Raw genomic sequence first — 19,696 nt, 5'->3', positions numbered from 1 at the left:
CCGCGCCGGCACCGACTCCGCCTGCCGAGCCCCCCGCCGAAACCGCTGCGCCCGCGCCCGCCGCGTCGACGAAGCCCGCAGCCGAGGAACCGGCCAAGCCCGCCGCCAACGGCAAGACGACAGCCAAGCCCGCGCGCACCAAGCGCGGCAAGGCACCCATGCCGTCCTGGGAGGACGTCCTGCTCGGAGTGCGCAGCTCGGGCCACTGAGGGAGACCCCCAAAGCTGAACGACAAGAAGGCACGCCACCACGGTGGCGTGCCTTCGTCGGCTACGCCACATGCTTGTGCAACCGGATAGCTGGGTTCCCCAGCGTGTTCAGAAGCTGAAGGTGCGCCTGGACGGGCTCGAGGCGAGTAGATTTTTTGGTGTGTTGTCGACTGCGCGCGACGGCGTCGGGCGGTTCACCGCAGCGGTGAATTGTTCGAAACCCCCGTGCGTTGCTCGAAGTTCGCGGAGCTGATTCGTGCAACCATCGGGAGGTGCCGGAAATGCTATCGAAAGCTTCGTCCCTCTGGTACGTCGACGCACCCGATCCGTTGACGGTACTGCGCGCCAACCATGATCCGGATCCCGATGCCGCACTGGCGCTTGCGAAACAGCTGCACAGCGACCGGGACGTGCTGCCGATCATGGTCGGTACGCTCGCGGGCTGCGCGGGTCCGGACCTCGACGAGGTGTACATCGGTTGCTACCCGGGCGTGACGGTGGTGTGTTCGGCGCAGGCAGCCCGCATCCACCCGACCGAGTTGCCGGAGTTGCTGGTTCGTCCGCTGGCTTCCGAGCACACCTATCTGGTGTCCTTCGACACCGCGCATGGTTGGGGTGCGTTCGCGCATTGGGAGCGCGGCGAATTCCGCAGGGCGTTTAGTTCCAGCCGGGTGAACATCCTGGAGGACGAGGGCCTGCCGCTGGTCTGGGAGCGTCCGTACTGGGCGGGCGAACATCCGGTGCGCTGGCAGGCGGGCGAGCTGCCCGACCCGCAGACGCTGCCGTTCGACCCACCCGATTTCGCCGACGCCGCCAACAACGAGTGGCTCGGCTTCCACTACCGCGCCCCGGCCGCCGAGGGCGCGCTGGTCCCCGGCGACGTCGCGGTGTGCGGGTTCACGCTGTACCCGAAAGGCCAAGCGCCCGACCCGGCCACCCTCGCCCCGCAACAGCACGAGCCGGCCACCATGCGCCCCAGACGCGGTCTGTTCAGCTGGCTACGCGGGCACGACCGGGTGTCCTGACCACGTCTCAGCCCGCTAACCCGTTGATCAGCAACGCCACCCAACCCAGCAGCACGCCCGCCGCACCACCGCCGACCACCCACCTGGTCACCGGCTCCCACCGCATCCGCCAGGCGGTCGGCGCGGCGCCACCCGCGGCGACCAGGTTCACCGCCACCGCGAGCAGCGGATGCACCTCGGCGAGCGCACGACCGAAGGAGAACACCGCAACCGCGGCCAGCAGCGCGACCATGATCGCGACGCCGACGCCGGCGCCCCACGGGGTCGGGCCCTGATACGGCGGGTAATTCACATCCGTACCCGCTCGTAGAAAGCCATCGCGGCCGCGGTGGCGACGTTGAGCGAGTCGGTGCCGGGTGACATCGGGATGCGCGCCCGCACATCGGTGGCTCGCATCGCGTCCTCGCTCAAACCCGGTCCTTCGGCACCGAGCAGCAGTGCCACCCGCTCCCCCGTCATCGCCGTGGCCAGATTCACCGCCGCCGGGTTCGGCGTGAGCGCGATGATCTGGAAGCCCTTGCGCCGCAGTATATCCAGACCGTGCGGCCAGTCAGGGACGGAAGCGAACGGAACGCGCAGCACGTGGCCCATAGACACCCGCACCGCGCGCCGGTACAGCGGGTCGGCGCACCGGTCGCCGAACAGGATGGCCGCGGCGCCGAGACCGGCCGCGTTGCGGAACATCGAACCGATGTTCTCGTGATCGTTGACGCCCTCCAGCACAGCGACCGTGCTCGCCTTGTCGAGCACCTCGTCCAGCTCCAGTTCCGCGGGCCTGCGCGCGACAGCGAGTACGCCGCGGTTGAGGTGGAAGCCGACCACCTCGGCCATCACCTCGGCCGAGGCGCGGTAGTAGGGCACGTCGACAGCGACAAGATCGTCCGCGAGTTCTGCGCGACGCTTCTCCACGCCGAGCAACGCGGTCGGCGCGAACCGGGAGTCCAGCATCCGCTGCACGACAACCACACCCTCCGCGATCACCAGGCCCTTCCGGCCGGGCAGATCGGGTCGGCGGTCGGCGGACTTCAGGTCGCGGAAGTCATCGACCCGCGGGTCGGCGGGGTCGTCGATATCGATCACTTCGGCCACGGGCTACATCCTGCCGGGTAATCCGGACAAACACCGGCACAGGTGTGATTTCCGCCGGTGGGGAGGCGCGTGAGGTCGCCTCCCCGGCAGTTGGCGACGGTAGGTGTAGGTCCGCCGAAATTGGAGTGCGGCGCGGTGTCGCGGCGTGGGAGGGTGCAACGATGACGCTGACGCACGGCATCACCATCCGATCGGCCACCCCCGACGACGCGACCGCGATCCGGACGCTGGTGGCCACCTCCTTCGGCGGTCGGCCGGACGAGGACGAACTCGACCGCTACCGACAGCTGTTCCCACCGGAGGACGCGATCGTGGCGGCGGACGGCGCGCGGATCGTCGGACACGTGCAGTCCAGGACCATGACGGTGACCGTGCCTGGCGAGCGGGCAATCGACGCCTGCGGAATCGCCGCGGTCGGCGTGGCACCGACGCATCGGCGGCGCGGCATTCTGCGCGCGATGTACACCGAGCAGCATCGGCGCACCGAGGCGGCCCGGCTGCCGCTGACCATCTTCACCGCGAGCGAAGCCACCATCTACGGACGCTTCGGTTACGGCCCGACGGTGCGCGAGAACGCGGTCACCATCGATCGCCGCTTCGCCGAATTCCGGCCGACCGCCCCGGATCCGGGCGGTGTCGACCTGGCGGCGCCGGACGAGGCCGCCGAGCACGTCAAGGCCCTGTACGACCGATGGCGCAGGCTCGTGCCCGGCGCGCAGGTGCGTCCCGATGCCTCCTGGGCCGGACTGTTCGCCGACGCGGAACGCTCCCGGCGCGGTGGCACCAGCCTTTTCGTGTTCACCCACCCGGATGGCTATGCCCTGTACCGCTACCACTACCGCGAGACCGGCATGGACGTCGACGTGGTCGAGCTGCGCGCGGTGACCGTCGAAGCCCACGCTGCGCTCTGGCGGGCGCTGCTCGGGCTCGATCTGGTCAAGCAGGTGTCGGCCACGCTCAGCGACAACGATCCGCTGCCCTACCTGCTGACCGACACCCGGCTGGTGCGGACCACCGGACGCTATGACGGACTGTGGTTGCGGCTCATGGACATTCCCGCGGCGCTCGCGGCACGCACCTATCAGCGAGACCTGGATCTCGTACTCGCGGTGACCGATCCGTTCCGCGAGGCAGGCGGCACCTTCGCGCTCACCATCCGCGACGGCCTTGCCGAGTGCGCTCCGACGAGCGCAGCCGCCGATATCGAACTCGGCATCGACGTCCTTGGCAGCATGTACCTCGGTGCCTACCCCGCTCGGGTGTTCGCCGCCGCAAACCGCCTGCAGGCCAAGGACACCAACCACCTGCGCGCCTTCGAAGAGGCCTTCGGCACCGACCGCGACGCCGTACTGGGCTGGTTCTTCTGAGTCATGCCGTCGAGTGGCACAGGGTGGCGGGGCCGCCACCCTGTGCCACTCACCAACTGTGATCCAGGAGAAATGTCCGGATCGCCGCTCTGCTGGCATGCTGGTGGGCATGAAGCCGATTCAGCTCGTCCTCAACGTTCTCTGGCTGGTGTTCGTGGGGTTGTGGATGGCACTGGGCTACATCCTGGCCGGGATCATCTGCTGCATTCTCATCATCACGATTCCGTGGGGCATCGCATCGTTCCGGATCGCGGCGTACGCGCTGTGGCCGTTCGGCCGGACCACGGTGGAGAAGCCGGGCGCGGGCACGGGGTCGCTGATCGGCAACATCATCTGGGTCGTCGTCGCGGGCTGGTGGCTCGCGCTCGGCCACCTGCTCACCAGCATTCCGCTGTTCATCTCGATCATCGGAATCCCGTTCGGCTGGGCCAATTTGAAGCTTATCCCGCTGTCGCTGTTCCCGCTCGGGCGCGACATCGTGGACAGCGATCAGCCGTTCGGCGCCCGCTAGTACCGGCGAAAGCACCGGCCGGGCAAGGTCACTCGGATTCGGCGACGATCTGCTTCATGATGGCGACGGCCTTGGTGAGCACCACGACCTGATCCTCGGTGAGGTTGGACAGCTGCTCGGTCATCCAGGCTTCGCGGGCGTGGGTCTCATCGGCGATGAGGGCACACCCCGCGTCGGACAGCGAGACGATGATCTGCCTGCCGTCGGTCGGATGCGGCTTGCGTTCGACCAAGCCGAGATCGGTGAGCGAGGCGATGACGCGCGTCATCGACGGCGGCTGGACGCGTTCTTTGGCGGCAAGCGCCCCGGGGGTCATCGCGCCGTCGCGAGACAGGGTCGCGAGGGCGGAGAGCTGCGTCAGCGAAATCTGCGAGTCGGCACGGCGGCCACGCAGATGACGCGTCAGACGAACCACCGCCAGTGAGAGCTCACCAGCGAGGGCTCGAACATCGGATGGCGTTGTCACAGAGGTGAACGATACGGGAAGGGTGCGCGTCCGACGTGTGTTCTCGCCGCTAGGCTATGACTGTGACGCAGAAAGTGCCCCAGATCCCGGCGCGGCTCACCGACCCGCGGCCGGTGCTCGCGGTCGGGAGCGCGCTGTGGTTGCTCGCCACCGTGGTGGTGTGGGCCACCGGCGACCGGTGGGCTTCGGTGCTGCCGGTCTGCCTGATGGGCATGGTGGTCGGCGTGCTCGCGCTGGGTATTTTCCTGATCCAGCGACGCGGGGCGCGCCGCGGCGACAAGGGTGCGCAGACGGGGCTGTGAGGCCGCTCAGCCGACCTGGAAGTCGTTGGTAGTTCCGGTGAACGGGTGCAGTGCGCCGTCGGGGCTCAGGCTGTCGGCGTAGTGCTGGAAGCGATACCGGCCCGGCGTGGCGTCGGCGGGAATGTCCCAGGTGAACCGTGCCACGGATTCGGCCGAGCCACGCTTGCTCCAGAAGAACTTCACCGCCCATTCGCCCTCGTTGGCCACCCGCACCCACTCCCCTGACGCCTGCCGGCGCTGCACCTCCAGGAAGGTGCCGTTGCGGCGGATGTTGTGTTTCGGGTGGGCAGAGACGAATTCGGCGGCGACCTGTGTGCCCGGGGCATACGCCGGGGCAGGCTGGGCCAGCACGTCGCCGAAGGTGCGGCCGAGCGGAACGGTGTCCGGTCCCGCGCCGGGCTGGAAATTCGGCTGCAGGTTGGACACATCGCGCGGGGCCGGACCGCGCGGCACCACCTGACGGGCGGCGAATGACGTTGCCAGCCGGGCGAATTCCTGCTGATAGGCGCAGAGTGTGTAGCGGCCGAACAAGGTCGAGGCGCCCTCGTACTGCTGTGCGTCGTATTCCTCAGGGGTGGTGACGTATTCGTGGTAGGCATTGGCGTAGCCCTGCAGGAGCACCTGCTCCAGCGGCACACCGAGGGCGGCCGCGACGGCACGGCGCACGCGCAGGCCCGAGGTGATGGTGAACTCCCCGCCGGCGGCGGCCAGGTAGAGCTCGCCGACCCGAACGAGCTGGATCGGCAGCACATTCGGCACCCACGCGACCGGCGGCATCAGCCCGAACGGCACGGCGATCGCTTTGGGCGCCTGGGCATCCGCGAGCCACGCGGGCACGGGGGCGTCCTGGCCACCCAGCGCCTGCAGGAACGGATTGCGCACCCCCTCCGGGATGGGCGCGCCGGGAAGCCCAGGGCCGTCCTCGATGCTGCCCGCGATGAGCGAGACGCCGGCCGCCGCGGGGGCGGTGCGCCGCGGCTGTCCGTCCGGGGTGAACCGGCCGTCGACGGCGATGTCGGCCAGGTCGATGTAGCAGAGCATCGAGTCGACCGGGCCGCTCATCGATCGCGCTTGGGCCAGTGCGGCTTTCGACGCCGCGTACTGGCGCTCGCCGATGATGCGGGTGTTCTCGAACTCGTCCTCGGTGGGGCCGGAGCCCGGGCGCAGATTCAGGTTCGGCGACATGTCGCCCGCGTTGGTCTGCGCGAAGGCGGCGACGAAATCCGGTGCGCCGTCGAGGTAGCGCACGCCGTGCTCGATGTGCTCGTAGGCGAAGGACGCGTAACCCTTGTTGTCCGAGCTGATCAGGCGATTCTCGTTGGTCATCGAGGTGTTGTGGGTGGCGAACCAGGTGATGGCGCCGACCTGCCGACCGCCCTTGACAAGGGAGAGGGCGGTCACCGCCGGATCGATGGCTCCCGGGAAGTGTTCTTTGTCGGCAACCGGATTGAGTTCCCAGGCCACCCGCGACCGGTTGACGCTCGCGTCGTGTAGCTCGCCGCGCCCGAGGGCCAGCGAGCCAGGGCCGAGATCGGCGTCCGCGGCGACGACGGCCGCCACGATGCCGTCGACCTCCGCGTCGTACACCTGCTGCTGAAAACCCAAGATGGACAGGTTGTATGCGTAATCGTTACTGGAGCCGCCGCAGGTCGCGTGCGAGTGCGTCGAGGTGAGCAGCACGTTCTGCTCGGTGTATCGATCGCCGAAGCGGCGAGCCAGCTCGGCGAGCACGCCGCGGTGCACGGACTGGAAGATCATGCCGTTCTCCGCGACGACGAACGCGATGCGCCGCCCGCCGTGGCCGATGATGAACGCCCTCGCCCGTGGGCGCAGGTGGATGCCCACTGTCTGCTGCTCGAGCTGGGAATAGCCCATCATTCCGCATTCCGCGGCCGGACCGGTGATGTCGGAAAGACCGACACCGATCTCGTACCCGCCGGAGCCGGGAACGGCCGCCGCCGTGGCACCGAACGGGCCGGACATGGCGGGCACCGTCGCCGCGGCGGCCAGCGTCGCCGAACCGACAACGCTTCGGGCAAGAACGGCTCTGCGCGACAGCGACATACGCGCCTCCTTCGATCTGATGGCACTGAACCACACAACTGGTCACTCGTCCAGTCGAGATTTTTCCACCGACGAATTGACTGCACGCTTCGCGAGCGCTTAACTCCCTGGGGTGTCCTCCCGATTGAGCGTCGAAGAAAGACGGGCCCACCTTATCGAGGCCGCGATCGGTCTTGCCGAAAAAAAGGGCGTTGCGGGCGTGACCACGCGCGATGTCGCCCAAGCGGCGGGCGTCTCGCTTGGTGTGGTCCATTACTGTTTCGAAAACAAGGACGCGCTGATGACCGAGCTGGTCAAGGCGCTGTCGATGGAATTACGTGATTCTGTCGACGCCAATGAAACGGTATGGCAGGACGTCGGAAGTGGAAAAGAAGCACTTCAAAAATTGATCCGCGCGGGACTCGAACTGATGTGGCTCAACATAGAAGCCACTCCGGAACGTCAACTGCTCACTTATGAAACGACGACTTACGCACTGCGCGAGGGTGAGCAAACTCCGGCGAAACTCGCGATTGCCCGCGAGCAGTACAACTTCAACGACTCCACCGTCGCCGACATCCTGGAGCACGCGCGCGACGCGACCGGGAATCAGTGGTCGGTCCCGCTCACCTCGCTCAGCCGATTCACCCTCAATGTGATCGACGGAGTGGTGCTGCGCTGGCTGGTGGACAACGACAGCGAGAGCGTGCGCGCGCAGCTCGATCTGCTCAGCCACATGATCTCCGAGTACGCGGCTTAGCCCGCTATCGCTGCGGCACAGCCGGATTCGCGGTGACCTACCGCGGCACCCGGAAATGCACGGTGTCGCCCTCGCGCCACCAGGGCACCGAGGCGGTGGCTTCGACCGCGCCGTGCAGACGTACCGTCAGGTCGTCGTGCAGCACCAGGTCGCCCTCCTGCGGCGGCAATGAGAAGAGTTGGCGCAGTACGACACCCAGCGGCTCGGCAGACCAGCTGGTGCGGCGACCCGCGCTCAGCACCTCGGCGGTGACGGACTCCGAAACCAGCGGCAGGTCGAGCAGCGTCGCCAGCGCGGGTGCGGTGTCGATGTCGCCGACTACCAGGCGATTCGGGGGCAGTGCGAGACCGAACCAGGGCTGGTCGAGGACGACGGCCTGCGCCGGATCGACGACTGCACCGGACAGTGCGCGGACCCGATCGGGCAGCTCGAGGTCGGCGAGATCGAGGTGGTCTGCGGCGACAGCGGCGGCCAATCGCGCGTGAGTTCGCGAAATGACCTCGGGGGTAGGCGTTTTCTCGGCGTCCGCGAGAGCCTCGAGCAAAGCGGCGGCCAATTCCGCAGTGATCACCGCAGGGTCGGCGAGTATCGCGCGGACCGCGGCAGCGTCCTCCGTCAGGCCTGGCACGGCGAATGTCGGCAGTAGACCGGCGAATTCGGTGTCCGTGGGGTGGCGGAACAAACCCAGTGGGGTGCCATCGATGCGCGCGTTGGCGCGCAACCACCACGCCGTGTAGCCCTCGCGGTCGGTGAGCAGACGGCGGGTGCGCGGGGTGGACGCCAACTGCCACAACGCTTCCGGCCACGCGGCCTCGTCCACCAAGTCCAGATCGCGGACGGCGGCCAGCTCCGGCGGGTCCTCCGGCAGCGTCGACCACCAGGAGTCCTCGTCGTCCAGGTCGTGGTCCGGGCCGGTCGGATCAGCCTCGACCACCACGCTGAAGTCCCAGCCGACGCCGATGGCCCGCAACGCTTGCGCGCCATAGCGTTCCACCATGTCGGGGTCGATCGAACTGAACGGTGAATCCTCGACCAGCAGCTCACGCAGTGGTGCGTCGGGCAGCAGCAGTTCGTCGGCGGGCCGCGATTCGCCCTCGGCATCGGGCAATTCGAGCAGCCCGAGCCAGGACGGGAGGGCGGCCGGATCGGCGTGCGCGGCCAGACGGAGCACGGCATCGGTGATGTCCGGGTCGTCCGGGTGGTCTTCCAGCTCGGCGCGGAGATCGGGCTCGCTCAGCAGATCTTCGGCGGTCGCCGAACGCGCACCCAGCCGGGCCAGCAAAGGGTGCGCGGCTTCCGGGTGCACCAGCCTGGCCCAATGCACCGGGATCGCGACCTCGAGCTGGTCGTCGAGCACCGCCGTACGCGGACCGGTGACCAGGCGTCCGTCGGCCAGCGGAACAGCAAGCGCGCCAAGTTCTTCGGCGGCCAGCGGATCCACCACGAACGGCTCCAGCGCCGCGTACAGCGCGTACCACCAGTGCGGTGGGCGCTCCAGCCCGCTCGACAGCTCCGCCAAGCGCGCCAAACCCAGGCGGTGCACATCCAGCACGCCGAGCGCCTCGGCCTGCCCGCGGCCGGACAACTCCGGGATAACCAGTGGGCCTACGACGTCATCGAGCAGTCGCGCCAATTCCTCGGTCAAGCCGGTGAGCGCGCTCGCCCGGGTCGGGACGGCGACGTCGATCTGTTCGCGGGGCGAATCGGCAAGCAGCCCAACGGTCGAATCGTTGAATGGCCCGCCGAGCGAGTCGGCAAGCGGCCCGCCGAGCGGATCGGTAAGCGGTACGTCGACCGAATCGGCGGTCGATGCTCCGACGGATTCGGCGATTGCTGCGTCGAACAAGGCGAAGCTGTCGGCTTCGGGGGTCTTGCCTGAGGGCGAGCTCGATGCCGCCGTGCCAGCCGTGCCGGGTGTGACGGGCGAACCGTGCTGCGGCACGGGGTCGTACAGGCCGGTGGCTGCGTCGTCAGCGACTTCGGGGGTGGTGTGCCGGGTGGCGACGACCGGCAGCCAGGGATGGGCCTGGAGGTCGCGCACGAGGGCTTCGCGGAGCAGGCCGTCGGCTTCGCTGCGGGCGAAGGCGGGGGTGGGGACCAGGACGAGGCGGTCGCGGGGCGGCAGGGCGCGGGCGAAATCGGCGTAGCCGGTGGCCAATTCGGTGAGGCGGGCACCGGGGAGCAGGCGGCGGCGGTCCGGCTGCATGGCGATGTCGGCGATCAGCAGGGCGGGGAGGGACAGTTCCTCGTCGGAACGGGTCGGGGCGCGCAGCACATCGGGGGCGGCGGGGCTCGGCCTGCCGTTGCGGATCGGGAGCAGCCAGCGGGCGTGTGGGGCGCGGTACTGCCACCAGACTCGGTGTGCGTCATCAGGACCGGCGACGCGCACCTCCTGCAAGCCGTTCCCGAGATCGGTGGTCGTGCTGGTGAATTCCGCCGTATCGATCGTGATGCTCTGTAGCGCAGGCAGTTCCAGCAGCAGATCGATGGTTTCCGCGTGCATACCCGCGAGCAGTGCGGCGGCATCCACATCAGGGCGCAGCCGCAAGACGACCTCGGTATCGAAACCGGCCATCGGCGCGGCCTCGATCGGCCAGGTCATCCGCAGCACCGGTGGCGCGAAACCGTCGGCATCCTCGGCTGAACTGCCCGGGATATGAATGTTGTGCTGCCGCAGGGCGTCCCACGTCAGGTCGCGAGAGAACCGCAGCGACCCGGTGGCAGAACGCAACTCGATCTCATCGCTGACCGACAGCACTGCGGTGAAGCCGACGCCGAACCGCCCGACAGCGGTGACATCCGACTTTCCGGACGCCCGCAGTGCGGTGAGCGCGTGCACCCCGGAGACATCCAGCGGCGCACCGGCGTTGGCGACATGCAGCGCGCCGTCGTCCAGCCGAACCTGCAGCCGCCCGGCGACGCCCGCCTTGGCGGCCGCGTCCGCAGCGTTCTGCGCCAGCTCGGTCAGCAGCCGGTCACGGTACCCGGCCCGCACCAGATCCGCCTCGGTCGCCGCGTCCTCCCGCAACCGGGTCGGCGAATCACGCCATGCGGCCAGCACACCCGCCCGCAACGCCGACGTGCCGAACGGATCGGCCGTCTCGGTCAGTTCTGCGGCGATGACTCGACCGCCCGGCCCTCAACCTCGGCCGCACCCTCGGCAACCTGCTCGTCACCCGAAGACGCCTGCGCGCCTTCAGCGTCGTCAGCCTGAGCCGCCACGTCGGCAGCCGCCTCGCCCGAGTTATCCACAGGGGACTCGGCATCCGCAGTAGCGTCGCCAGTTTCGTCGGCGGCCCGCGCAACCACAGCCTCGCCGGCAGCGCTGTTGGCCGCACTCGGCTCCGCCGCGCCGCTCGACTCGCCTTCCGCCACCGCATCGCCGACCACGGTGTCCGAGGCAGACTCGGTAACCGCAGCGGCAGAGCCACCTTCGTCATCGGCTTGCAGGCCGGCACTCGGCACGGAATCCGAAGCAACCGCGTCACCCGCGGCAGCACTGTCGCTTTCGACGACTGCGCTCGGCGCCTCGGTGACCGCGGCACTGGGCGCTTCCCCAGTCGGTGTCGTCTCGGTGACAACAGCGGCGTCCGCTGACGCGGTCTCGGCCTCCGACGCAACGGACGCGTCGGGCGTTTCCACCACTGGGGCGACCGCATCCGTGGCAGCCGCTTCGACCTCGACCACAGGCGTTTCCACCGCAGTGTCGGCAACCTGCACCGCATCGGCCTCAGCCGCGGAGGTTTCCACAGCACTGTCGGTCACCTGCGGTGCAGCAGCCACATCCGCTTCGGCGGCAGGAGTTGCCGCTGGGTCCGCCACCTGCGTCGCAGTCGCATCAGCTTCGGCCGCAGCGGTTTCCACGGCGGAGTCGGCCACCTCTGTGGCAGCTTCGGCCGCGGGGGTTTCCTTGACCGGCGCCAGCTCCTCGGCGGGGATCAGCTCCACTGCCGCATCGTCGAACGCCTCGTAGAGCGGCGAACCACCGCCGGTGGGGGCGACGGTGTCGGAGTGGGCGCCGCAGCCGTAGGCGGCGTGTACGACGTGGCCGTCGGCGCCCATGGCGTTGCCGCAGACACCGAAGGCGGCGCGCAGGGAACCGGCGAGCGGGAGGTAGAAGCCACACAGGCCGCAGGTGGACGGTGCCGCCTTGGCCATCTCGGTGTCGGGGCCGAACTCGCCGTACCAGCGCTCGGCGGCCATTTCGCGGCCCTCGAGGCTCAGCACCTGGGTGCGGCCGAGGCCGATCTCGGTGGCGACCTCGTCGACGGCCGGGTCGCCGTTGGCGACGTAACCGGGCACCAGGCGCGGGTCGTTCGGCGGCGGGGCGAGCAGATCACCGGGCGCGAGATCGCCGGGCCTGATCCGCTGGTCCCACGGCACGAATTCGGGCGCGACCAGCGCGTCGGGGCCGGGCAGCAGCGCCGATTCGCTCACCGTCGCGTAGTCGGCCTCCGGTGGGGCCGCCACCACGACCGCCCACTGCCAGCCGCGATAGCCGGGCAGTGTGGCCTCGAAGCGATGGGTCGCCGCGCTGTCGTCCTCGGCAGCCACGCCGAGATGTGCCCCGACACCAGCTGGTTCCAACTCCAGGAGCGCACGGCGGGCCAGATCGACGGCGTCGGCCAAAATCGGCCTGACACCGGACTCAGAAACAGAAACTGCGCTCACGGCCTACATTTTGCCGTATGAAACGCAATCGGCGTTCGTTGGCCATAGGTGTGCTGGTCGGTCTGGTCATCTGGAGCGGGTGTGGCGCGGCCGAAGAACCGTCGCCCACGATGAATATCGAGGTCGTGGCCACCAGGTCGCACGATCCGCGCGCCTTCACTCAGGGCCTGGAGATCCACGGCGAGGTGCTCTACGAAGGCACCGGGCTGTCGGGCGCGTCGAGTGTGCGGGCGACGAACCTCAGCACCGGAGTCGAGCTGGCCCGGGCGGACCTGCCCGCGCCCTTCTTCGGCGAGGGGATCACCCTGGCCGGGGACACCCTGTGGCAGCTGACCTGGCAGAACCGCATCGCCTTCGCCAGGGACCCGCACACCCTGGCCGAAGTCGGCCGCGCGTCCTACGAGGGCGAAGGCTGGGGGCTGTGCACCCGGGCCGGGCGGCTGGTGATGAGCAACGGCACCGACACCCTCACCTTCCGCGATCCGGTCACCTTCGCGCCGACCGGCTCGATCCGGCTCACCAGCAACCACAGCGCACGCCTCAACGAACTCGACTGCGCCGAGGACGGTTCGGTGTATGCCAACGACTGGCCCAGCGATCGCATCCTGCGCATCGATCCGGACTCCGGCCAGGTGCTCGCGGTCATCGACGCGGGCGCGCTGCTGCCGCATCTGACGCGGACGAGCGAGGACACGCTCAACGGAATCGCGCAGCTCCCGGGCACCGACCGGTTCCTGCTCGCCGGCAAGAACTGGCCGACCACCTTCGAGGTCCGCTTCGTGCCCGCCTGAGCGCCGCGGCCGCGAGTCGCTTGCGATTCGCGGCTGCGGGGAAGTCCATGGACATGCCCCGCCGTCCGCGACGCGACGAACGTCACCTTCCGCCGACACCTTCGAGAGCGAGTGAACGCCCAGTACCGAAGTACGACAGAATTGACGACGTGACTACTCCCCGCGAACCTTCCGGTCCCGACCGTGATCGGTGGGACGGCGAGGAGTACCCGCCGGTCGAGCGGCATCCCGGTTTCGACCGGTATCCGCCGCCGAACGCGCCCGCAGGCCGCAGGTCGCTGCCACCGCTGGACCCGGACCGCGCATACCGACCGGAGCCGCCGACCCGGCGCCACGAGGTACCCGTCTCCCCGGATGCCGAGACCCGCAGGCACGCGGCACCCCGCGTCGATCCGTCGCTGGCCAAGAGTCCACGGCGCGTCTTCCCGCATCGCCCGGAACCGCCACGCCGTCCGGAGCCGGAGCACTCGGCCCCGCCACCCACCGCACCGCTGCCCGAGCAACCGGACGCCGCAGCGGCCACCGAAGCCCCCACGCCGCCCGGCACCGCGCGCGTGCCACGCAAGCTCACAGTTACCCGCGTCGCCGCCATGCGCGGCCGCCAGCTGACCGAGAAAGGCATCGCCACTTTCCAGCGCGCGGCCAAGGCCGACGGCGCGGACAAGTCCGGCCTCACCGCGCTCACCTACGCCACGATGGCGAACTTCGCACTCGACGCCGCGGTCGCCGTCTCGCTGGCCAACACGCTGTTCTTCGCCAGCGCCACCGCGGAGAGCAAGACGAAAGTCGCGCTGTACCTGCTGATCACGATCGCCCCCTTCGCGGTGATCGCCCCGCTGATCGGTCCCATGCTCGACCGGCTACAGCACGGGCGCCGGGTGGCGCTGGCCACCTCGTTCGCGTTGCGCGCGGTGGTCGCGGTGGTGCTGATCCTCGAATTCGACAGCTGGGCACTGTATCCGCTCGCGCTGTGCATGTTGATCGGCAGTAAATCGTTCTCCGTACTCAAGAGCGCGGTGACGCCACGCGTGCTGCCACCGGATATCGACCTGGTACGCACCAACTCTCGGCTCACCGTGTTCGGGTTGGTCGGCGGCACCATCGGCGCGGGCGCGATCGCCGCACTCGCCGCGGCGATCGCCGACTCCAAGGGTGCGCTGATCTTCGCGATCGTGATCGCCTGTGCCGGAACCTATCTGAGCCTGCGCATCCCGTCCTGGGTCGAGGTCACCGAGGGTGAGGTGCCCGCGACGCTGAGCTATCACGCACCCACCGAGGTCCTCACGCCGGAGAAGGAAGCCACCACCCCGCCGCGCAAACGCAGGCAGCCGCTGGGCCGTTCGGTGGTGACCGCGCTGTGGGGCAACAGCGCCATCCGGGTGCTGACCGGGTTCCTGACCTTCTACGTCGCGTTCGTCGCTAAGGCCACCGAGCACCGCCCGGCCCAGCAGGCCGCCATGCTCGGCGTGGTCGGCGCGGCGGCGGCGCTGGGCAACTTCACCGGCAATGCCACCGGCGCCCGGCTCAAGCTCGGCAAGCCGACGCTGATCGTGCTCGCCTGCACCGCCGCCTGTGCGCTGGTCGCGCTCTTCGCGACGTTCACCAACAATCTGCTGGGTGCGGCGATCGCCACCGTGGTCGCATCGGGCACCAGCGCGCTGGCGAAGGTGTCGCTGGACGCCGCGATCCAGGACGATCTGCCGCCCGAGTCGATCGCCTCCGGTTTCGGCCGTTCGGAAACCGTGTTGCAGCTCAGCTGGGTGGTCGGCGGCTCGGCGGGCGTGCTGCTGCCGACCGACTACTGGAAGGGTTTCGCGGTGATCACCGCGATCCTGGTGATCGGCCTGGTGCAGACCTTCGTCAGCTACCGCGGCCATTCGCTGCTGCCCGGCCTCGGCGGAAATCGTCCGCAACACGCGGAGCAGGAAGTACCCCCTACCCGGCCGATGCCACACACTGCGAACGCATACCGTAGGCCGGCGTCCAGTGGCGGCGAGACGAACCGTATCCAACCAGGAATAGGAGACCCCAGCCAGTGAGCGAGCGAACCTTCGACACAGCAGCTGTGCTCACGGCGCGGCCGTGGGTCAGCGAGGTGGCGGCGTGAAGAACCCCCGCACCATCCTCGCGCTGGTCGTTGCCGCCCTACTCGTGTTCACCGTCGCCTTCGTCGGCGTCCTGGTGGTCCTCGTGCGCAACGCCGACGAGCACGACCCGGTGATCACCGCCTACGCCCACGGCAAAACCGTCGAGGTCGAACCGTACGTCTACTGCTCGGTCAAAATGGAAGACTGCCGCTACGGCCAGACCGTCCAGCTGGATGTCCCCCCGGACTACCCCTTGCAGCTGTCGCTCCCGAAGCAGATCGCCGACGCCCCCTGGCTGGCCCAGCTCGTCTACGCCCGCCCCAACGGCGACCGCATCGACCAGGTGATCAACCACACCAACTTCCCCGAGGGCGCCATGGCCGTCACCATCGACTCCCGCCCGGAACCCGACCTGCGCCTCGTCGGCCTGGAACTCCAGCTCCCGATCCTCGCCCTGGACAAGGACACCGGCAAGGAGTTCTACCTCCCCCACGCAGCCTGGTCGATCAGCACAGCGTCGTAACCCTCGCGCACAGCACAAGGGTTACGACGCGGCCAAAAATTCAGTGGTCGAGTTCGCGCGCTACGGCGCGGACTACCTCTGAGATGCGTTGTGCGGTTTTGCGATCCGGGTAGCGGCCCTTGCGCAGGTCCGGCTGCACCGTCGCTTCGAGCAGGGTGATCATGTCTTCGACCATCCCGTGCAGTTCGTCCGGTGTGTGCCTGCGGGCGACGGGCTCCTTGCGGGCGCGCTCGCGTTCCTGGCGTTCTTGGCCCTGGCGGACCGAGGGCGGCGCCTCGAGCAGTTTGAGGCTCAGCGCCTGCGGTCCGCGGCGGCCCGCGGCCATCCCGAATTCGACGCGCTGGCCCGGCTTGAGTCCTTCGACTCCGTCGGGCAGCGCGGACGAGCGGACATAGACGTCCTCACCCTCGTCTTGGGAAAGGAAGCCGAAGCCCTTTTCGACGTCGTACCACTTCACCCTGCCGGTCGGCACTGCGCTCACCCGTTCATCATCGAAAACTCGGACCCCACCGGCCCGAGCACATCTGTCCACGGAACCTGCTGCGGCACAACGCCGCGAACAGGTCCTTCTTCTGTTTGCGAAAAGAACGCGCCCAGCAGTGATGCGGGACGCGCGTGCCTAAGAGTCTACCCCGGTGCCCATAACGCAAGCACATCAGTTTTACGGTCATGCGGTGACGAACCCTCCCGCTCCGCCACCGTCCAGCGACGCCGATCCCGCATCGAGCGGGGGCGGCGGGCGCAGGCCGGGTGATTGGTTGCTGCAAGTCGCGCTGGCGCTGTTCGCGCTGGGATTGCTGGCGGTCATCGCCATCTTCTTGATCCCGGTGCTGTCGGACGGCACGCCGGGGCTGTGGCTCTATTTCGCCGCGATGCTCGCGCCGCTCGGGTTTCTCGTCGCGATCGTCTTCACGCTGCGTTCGGGTCGGCGCTCGCGCTGATCGACCTGACTGTCGGCTGGTCGCGATGACTCGGACCTGGGCGTCGTGCCGATCTGACGGATCGGCCACCAGCGGGCTGCGAACGGGTTACCCGAGTCTGTCGTTACCAAATCCCGACTGTGATCCTAGTCACATAACGGAGAGGTCACGGACCGGTGACGGCCCGGCACTGGTCTGAGCGCACCGCTTCTAGCTGCAAAGAAGGGGCTACGTCGGCGCCGAGACCGCACCGAGACCCGCTCGTACACGCCGGTTATCAAATGGTGATTTTTCCCGGCGATCGTCGTACCGTTCTTAGCGAGCCGGGACAACCGGCAACCACCGGCCCGCCGCACCGAACCTCGCCCCGCGGGACCCGGAAACCCGACGGAAACGTAGGGGCGAGGGCGGGCATGACGACCTCTCAGTCCAGCCCGACCGATGACCTCGCAGGTGCGTCGAGAGGAAGACGAACCCGATATGAGTGGACGCCATCGCAAGCCAAGCTCCACCGGGCGCACGGTTGCCAAGGTTGCCGTGACCGGCGCGATCATGGGCACCGCAGGTGTGGCCCTGGCAGGCAACGCCAGCGCGGCACCCGACTCCGACTGGGATCGCCTCGCACAGTGTGAGGCCGGCGGTAACTGGGGCATCAACACCGGCAACGGCTACCAGGGCGGGCTGCAGTTCTCGCCGAGCACCTGGAAGGCCCACGGCGGCGGCGAGTATGCCGCCAGCGCCAACCAGGCCACCCGCGAACAGCAGATCGCCGTCGCCGAGAAGGTGCTCGCCTCCCAGGGTTGGGGCGCCTGGCCCAGCTGCTCCTCCAATCTCGGCCTGAGCAGCGCACCCACTCCGCGTTCGGCTCCCGCCACCAACGAAACCCCCCGCTGGAACCCCGCGCCCGCGCCGCAGGCGCAAGCCCCGCAGGCCGCACCGGACAGCACCCAGCAGGTCTTCACGGCCGTCGACCGCGCGCTCGAGGTCGTGCAGAGCCAGGGCGTTCAGGTGCCCAAGGAAGCCTTCGACTTCTTCAACGCCGCCAAGGCGAGCAACACCAAGCTCGATCCCGCCATCGTGAACTTCTACGAGGCGAACAAGGGACTCCTTCCCTCCTGATCGACCACGAATAAGGCCCCGCATCCTCGGATGCGGGGCCTTATTCGTATCTACGGACTTTCCGTCCGGAAATCAGCGGTTGATCACCGTGTTCGGGTGCATGTAAGGCAGCTGATCCGCCGGGACCGGAAACTCGGTGTCCTCACCGTACGGCGAGAGCCCACCGGAACGGGTCGACGAGAGTTCGGTGACCGCGTGGTCACCTTCGGCGACCTTCGGCCAGCCGTTGTCGACATAAGGTTTCTTCGATTTGTTCACCACAAGCCTCATGCTAATGCCGCCGCTGCGAGTCTTCAGGCCGGACCCTGGTGTGGCGCTCGGCACGTCGGCGACCGGCGGTATGGACGCGCTGGAGTCGGCCGAGATCCGGTGAGTTACCCGCGTGCTACCGAAATCGGGCGTGACGTGGGTATCCGATGTGCGCCCCGGCAGGCCACGGCCCGAGACCGTAGGCTGGATCGGATGACCGCGACCTCCCTTGCCGGGTGGCTCGGTGCGCGTACCGATGCCCAATTGGTAACGCTGCTCGAGCTCCGGCCCGATCTGGCTGTGCCGCTGCCCTCGTCGATGGCCGTGCTGGCCGCACGGGCCGAGCAGCGCGCCTCGGTGCTGCGCGCCACCGATGACCTGGACACTCTCGATTTCGCGCTCCTGGAAACCCTTGCGGTGCACGGGGTGACGCGGACCGAAAGCAACGGCGCCCCGCTGACGCGCGCCGAGTTGCACGTGCAGCTGAGCGATCGCGTGCCCGCCACCGCGATCGACGCGGCCATCGAGCGATTGACCGCCCGCGCCCTGGTCTGGACCAGCGAGGACGAGCTGCATCTGATCACCGCGGCCGTCGAGGCGCTGCCCTGGCCGATCGGCAGCACCACCGAGATCCCCGATTCGCTGACCGAACCCGAAGTGCGCGACGCGCTGCCGGAACTCACCTCGGCGGCGCGGGCATTGCTGGACAAGCTGGCCAGCACCGGCCCGCGCGGGCGTACCAGGGACGCCGCGCCGGGCACCCCGGCCGACCGCCCGGTCCAGCAGCTACTGGCCCGCAGGCTGTTGAACCGGATCGATGACGAGACGGTCGAGCTGCCGGTCACGGTCGGACAGGTGCTGCGCGACGAACCGGTCACGCATCCGCACGCGCTGACGCCGCCCGCCCCGAAACCGAAGAAGCAGGCCGCCGCCGACGTGAACGCCGTCGCGGCGGGCGAAGTGGGCGAACTGTTGCGGCACTGCACCGCCGTCCTCGACATCCTCGGCCAAGCGCCCGCCCCCGCTCTCCGCGCGGGCGGACTGGGTGTTCGGGAGCTACGTCGTATTGCCAAGCAAGCCGGCATCGACGAGCCGCGGGCGGGTTTGCTGGTCGAGCTGCTGGCCGCCGCGCGACTGATCGAGAAGGGTTTGCCGGACCCGCCGCCGGAGGTCGATTCGGCCGACGATTTCTGGGCGCCGACCCCTGCGGTCGATGCCTGGCTGGAGGCGCCGCTGGCCCGCCGCTGGGTCGCGTTGGCCATGGCCTGGCTCGAATTGGACCGGATGCCGTGGATGATCGGCATGCGCGACGCCAACGACAAGCCCCTCGCGGCCCTCTCGCTGGAGCTGCGCAACCCGCACGCGCCGCGTGACCGGCACGCCATGCTCGGCCTGCTCGCCGAGTATCCGTCCGGCAGTGCCCTCACCCCCGCTGATATCGGCCGCGTGCTCGCCTGGCGGCAACCGCGCTGGCGCAGGCATTTTCGGCTGGAGTCGGTGGAGCAGACGCTGGCCGAGGCCGCCGCGCTCGGCTTCGTCGGCCGCGGCGCGCTCGGCTCGCCGG

General features: G+C 68.8%; 19 protein-coding genes and 1 pseudogene. 12 read left to right on the top strand and 8 right to left on the bottom strand.

Features of this window, described 5'->3' with window-relative positions:
- Positions 1–209: septation protein SepH (gene sepH, locus NN4_RS41260; protein ID WP_246181379.1), on the top strand; the 209-nt coding region annotated here is incomplete at its 5' end.
- Positions 210–490: 281 nt separating this feature from the next.
- A complete protein-coding gene (locus NN4_RS41255) occupies positions 491–1,234 on the top strand; it encodes a DUF6928 family protein (RefSeq protein ID WP_147142968.1) in 744 nt (247 codons plus the stop codon).
- 7 nt (positions 1,235–1,241) lie between these two features.
- Here the strand turns inward: NN4_RS41255 and NN4_RS41250 are convergent, their stop codons facing one another.
- On the bottom strand, positions 1,242–1,526 hold the full coding sequence (locus tag NN4_RS41250; RefSeq protein ID WP_147142964.1) for a DUF2537 domain-containing protein: 285 nt from the start codon (positions 1,524–1,526) through the stop codon (positions 1,242–1,244).
- The gene (locus NN4_RS41245; RefSeq protein WP_147142961.1) at positions 1,523–2,323 is read right to left on the bottom strand and encodes a TrmH family RNA methyltransferase; all 801 of its coding nucleotides are present in this window, start codon (positions 2,321–2,323) and stop codon (positions 1,523–1,525) included. Before NN4_RS41245 ends, NN4_RS41250 begins: the two co-directional genes overlap by 4 nt.
- 161 nt (positions 2,324–2,484) lie before the next feature.
- Between NN4_RS41245 and NN4_RS41240 the strand changes: the two genes are divergently transcribed.
- Together NN4_RS41240 and NN4_RS41235 are read left to right on the top strand one after the other, a co-directional pair.
- A complete protein-coding gene (locus NN4_RS41240; RefSeq protein ID WP_147142958.1) occupies positions 2,485–3,690 on the top strand; it encodes a GNAT family N-acetyltransferase in 1,206 nt (401 codons plus the stop codon).
- Between the two features lie 109 nt (positions 3,691–3,799).
- Entirely contained in the window at positions 3,800–4,201 is a 402-nt protein-coding gene (locus NN4_RS41235; RefSeq protein ID WP_107660004.1) for a YccF domain-containing protein, read from the top strand.
- Positions 4,202–4,229: 28 nt separating this feature from the next.
- Here the strand turns inward: NN4_RS41235 and NN4_RS41230 are convergent, their stop codons facing one another.
- Positions 4,230–4,667: an Rv0880 family HTH-type transcriptional regulator gene (locus NN4_RS41230; RefSeq protein ID WP_107654044.1), complete on the bottom strand. Its 438-nt coding sequence runs from the start codon at positions 4,665–4,667 to the stop codon at positions 4,230–4,232.
- Positions 4,668–4,723: 56 nt separating this feature from the next.
- Between NN4_RS41230 and NN4_RS41225 the strand changes: the two genes are divergently transcribed.
- Complete coding sequence (locus NN4_RS41225; protein WP_107654043.1) at positions 4,724–4,969, top strand: DUF2530 domain-containing protein; 246 nt, start codon at positions 4,724–4,726, stop codon at positions 4,967–4,969.
- Between the two features lie 6 nt (positions 4,970–4,975).
- Here the strand turns inward: NN4_RS41225 and NN4_RS41220 are convergent, their stop codons facing one another.
- Positions 4,976–7,033 (bottom strand): neutral/alkaline ceramidase, encoded by a 2,058-nt coding sequence (locus NN4_RS41220; RefSeq protein WP_147142955.1) that lies wholly within the window; start codon positions 7,031–7,033, stop codon positions 4,976–4,978.
- A 124-nt stretch (positions 7,034–7,157) separates the two neighbouring features.
- Here NN4_RS41220 and NN4_RS41215 point away from each other — a divergent pair, with 124 nt between their 5' ends.
- Positions 7,158–7,772: a TetR/AcrR family transcriptional regulator gene (locus NN4_RS41215; RefSeq protein WP_228540917.1), complete on the top strand. Its 615-nt coding sequence runs from the start codon at positions 7,158–7,160 to the stop codon at positions 7,770–7,772.
- A 37-nt stretch (positions 7,773–7,809) separates the two neighbouring features.
- Here NN4_RS41215 and NN4_RS41210 read toward each other — a convergent pair whose 3' ends face one another.
- A complete protein-coding gene (locus NN4_RS41210) occupies positions 7,810–10,845 on the bottom strand; it encodes a sacsin N-terminal ATP-binding-like domain-containing protein (protein WP_246181378.1) in 3,036 nt (1,011 codons plus the stop codon).
- Positions 10,846–10,877: 32 nt separating this feature from the next.
- Positions 10,878–12,443, bottom strand: coding sequence for a DUF3027 domain-containing protein (locus tag NN4_RS47080; protein ID WP_147142952.1), 1,566 nt, complete (start codon positions 12,441–12,443; stop codon positions 10,878–10,880).
- Positions 12,444–12,460: 17 nt separating this feature from the next.
- Between NN4_RS47080 and NN4_RS41200 the strand changes: the two genes are divergently transcribed.
- The 3 genes from NN4_RS41200 to NN4_RS41190 all read left to right on the top strand — a co-directional run bounded on the left by NN4_RS41200 (position 12,461) and on the right by NN4_RS41190 (position 15,844).
- Positions 12,461–13,234 (top strand): glutaminyl-peptide cyclotransferase, encoded by a 774-nt coding sequence (locus NN4_RS41200; protein WP_147142949.1) that lies wholly within the window; start codon positions 12,461–12,463, stop codon positions 13,232–13,234.
- Between the two features lie 149 nt (positions 13,235–13,383).
- Positions 13,384–15,273, top strand: coding sequence for an MFS transporter (locus tag NN4_RS41195; RefSeq protein WP_246181377.1), 1,890 nt, complete (start codon positions 13,384–13,386; stop codon positions 15,271–15,273).
- 64 nt (positions 15,274–15,337) lie between these two features.
- Positions 15,338–15,844: a DUF2771 domain-containing protein gene (locus NN4_RS41190; protein WP_147142946.1), complete on the top strand. Its 507-nt coding sequence runs from the start codon at positions 15,338–15,340 to the stop codon at positions 15,842–15,844.
- A 40-nt stretch (positions 15,845–15,884) separates the two neighbouring features.
- Here the strand turns inward: NN4_RS41190 and NN4_RS41185 are convergent, their stop codons facing one another.
- On the bottom strand, positions 15,885–16,316 hold the full coding sequence (locus tag NN4_RS41185; protein ID WP_186818879.1) for a cold-shock protein: 432 nt from the start codon (positions 16,314–16,316) through the stop codon (positions 15,885–15,887).
- A gap of 202 nt (positions 16,317–16,518) precedes the next feature.
- Here NN4_RS41185 and NN4_RS41180 point away from each other — a divergent pair, with 202 nt between their 5' ends.
- Entirely contained in the window at positions 16,519–16,785 is a 267-nt protein-coding gene (locus NN4_RS41180; RefSeq protein ID WP_246181376.1) for a hypothetical protein, read from the top strand.
- A gap of 459 nt (positions 16,786–17,244) precedes the next feature.
- Positions 17,245–17,883 (top strand): resuscitation-promoting factor Rpf1 domain-containing protein, encoded by a 639-nt coding sequence (locus NN4_RS41175; RefSeq protein WP_107660000.1) that lies wholly within the window; start codon positions 17,245–17,247, stop codon positions 17,881–17,883.
- 72 nt (positions 17,884–17,955) lie between these two features.
- Here NN4_RS41175 and NN4_RS41170 read toward each other — a convergent pair whose 3' ends face one another.
- Positions 17,956–18,144 carry a hypothetical protein gene (locus tag NN4_RS41170; protein ID WP_040731009.1) on the bottom strand — a complete coding sequence of 63 codons (189 nt, stop codon included), beginning with the start codon at positions 18,142–18,144 and terminating at the stop codon, positions 17,956–17,958.
- A gap of 201 nt (positions 18,145–18,345) precedes the next feature.
- On the opposite strand from NN4_RS41170, the pseudogene NN4_RS41165 reads away from it, so the two are divergent.
- Positions 18,346–19,696: pseudogene (locus NN4_RS41165) on the top strand (helicase-associated domain-containing protein); the annotation flags it as partial.

The sequence above is a fragment of the Nocardia ninae NBRC 108245 genome (assembly GCF_007990755.1).
GTDB lineage: Bacteria > Actinomycetota > Actinomycetes > Mycobacteriales > Mycobacteriaceae > Nocardia > Nocardia ninae.
The sequence above is the reverse complement of the archived record's forward strand: the minus strand, read 5'-3'. Positions and strand labels throughout refer to the sequence as shown.

Excerpts from the sequence above, each read along its gene's own strand:
- NN4_RS41175 (WP_107660000.1), top strand. The coding sequence starts at position 17,245 with ATGAGTGGACGCCATCGCAAGCCAAGCTCCACCGGGCGCACGGTTGCC.
- NN4_RS41220 (WP_147142955.1), bottom strand. The coding sequence starts at position 7,033 with ATGTCGCTGTCGCGCAGAGCCGTTCTTGCCCGAAGCGTTGTCGGTTCG.
- NN4_RS41240 (WP_147142958.1), top strand. The coding sequence starts at position 2,485 with ATGACGCTGACGCACGGCATCACCATCCGATCGGCCACCCCCGACGAC.
- NN4_RS41255 (WP_147142968.1), top strand. The coding sequence starts at position 491 with ATGCTATCGAAAGCTTCGTCCCTCTGGTACGTCGACGCACCCGATCCG.
- NN4_RS41225 (WP_107654043.1), top strand. The coding sequence starts at position 4,724 with ATGACTGTGACGCAGAAAGTGCCCCAGATCCCGGCGCGGCTCACCGAC.
- NN4_RS41200 (WP_147142949.1), top strand. The coding sequence starts at position 12,461 with ATGAAACGCAATCGGCGTTCGTTGGCCATAGGTGTGCTGGTCGGTCTG.
- NN4_RS41235 (WP_107660004.1), top strand. The coding sequence starts at position 3,800 with ATGAAGCCGATTCAGCTCGTCCTCAACGTTCTCTGGCTGGTGTTCGTG.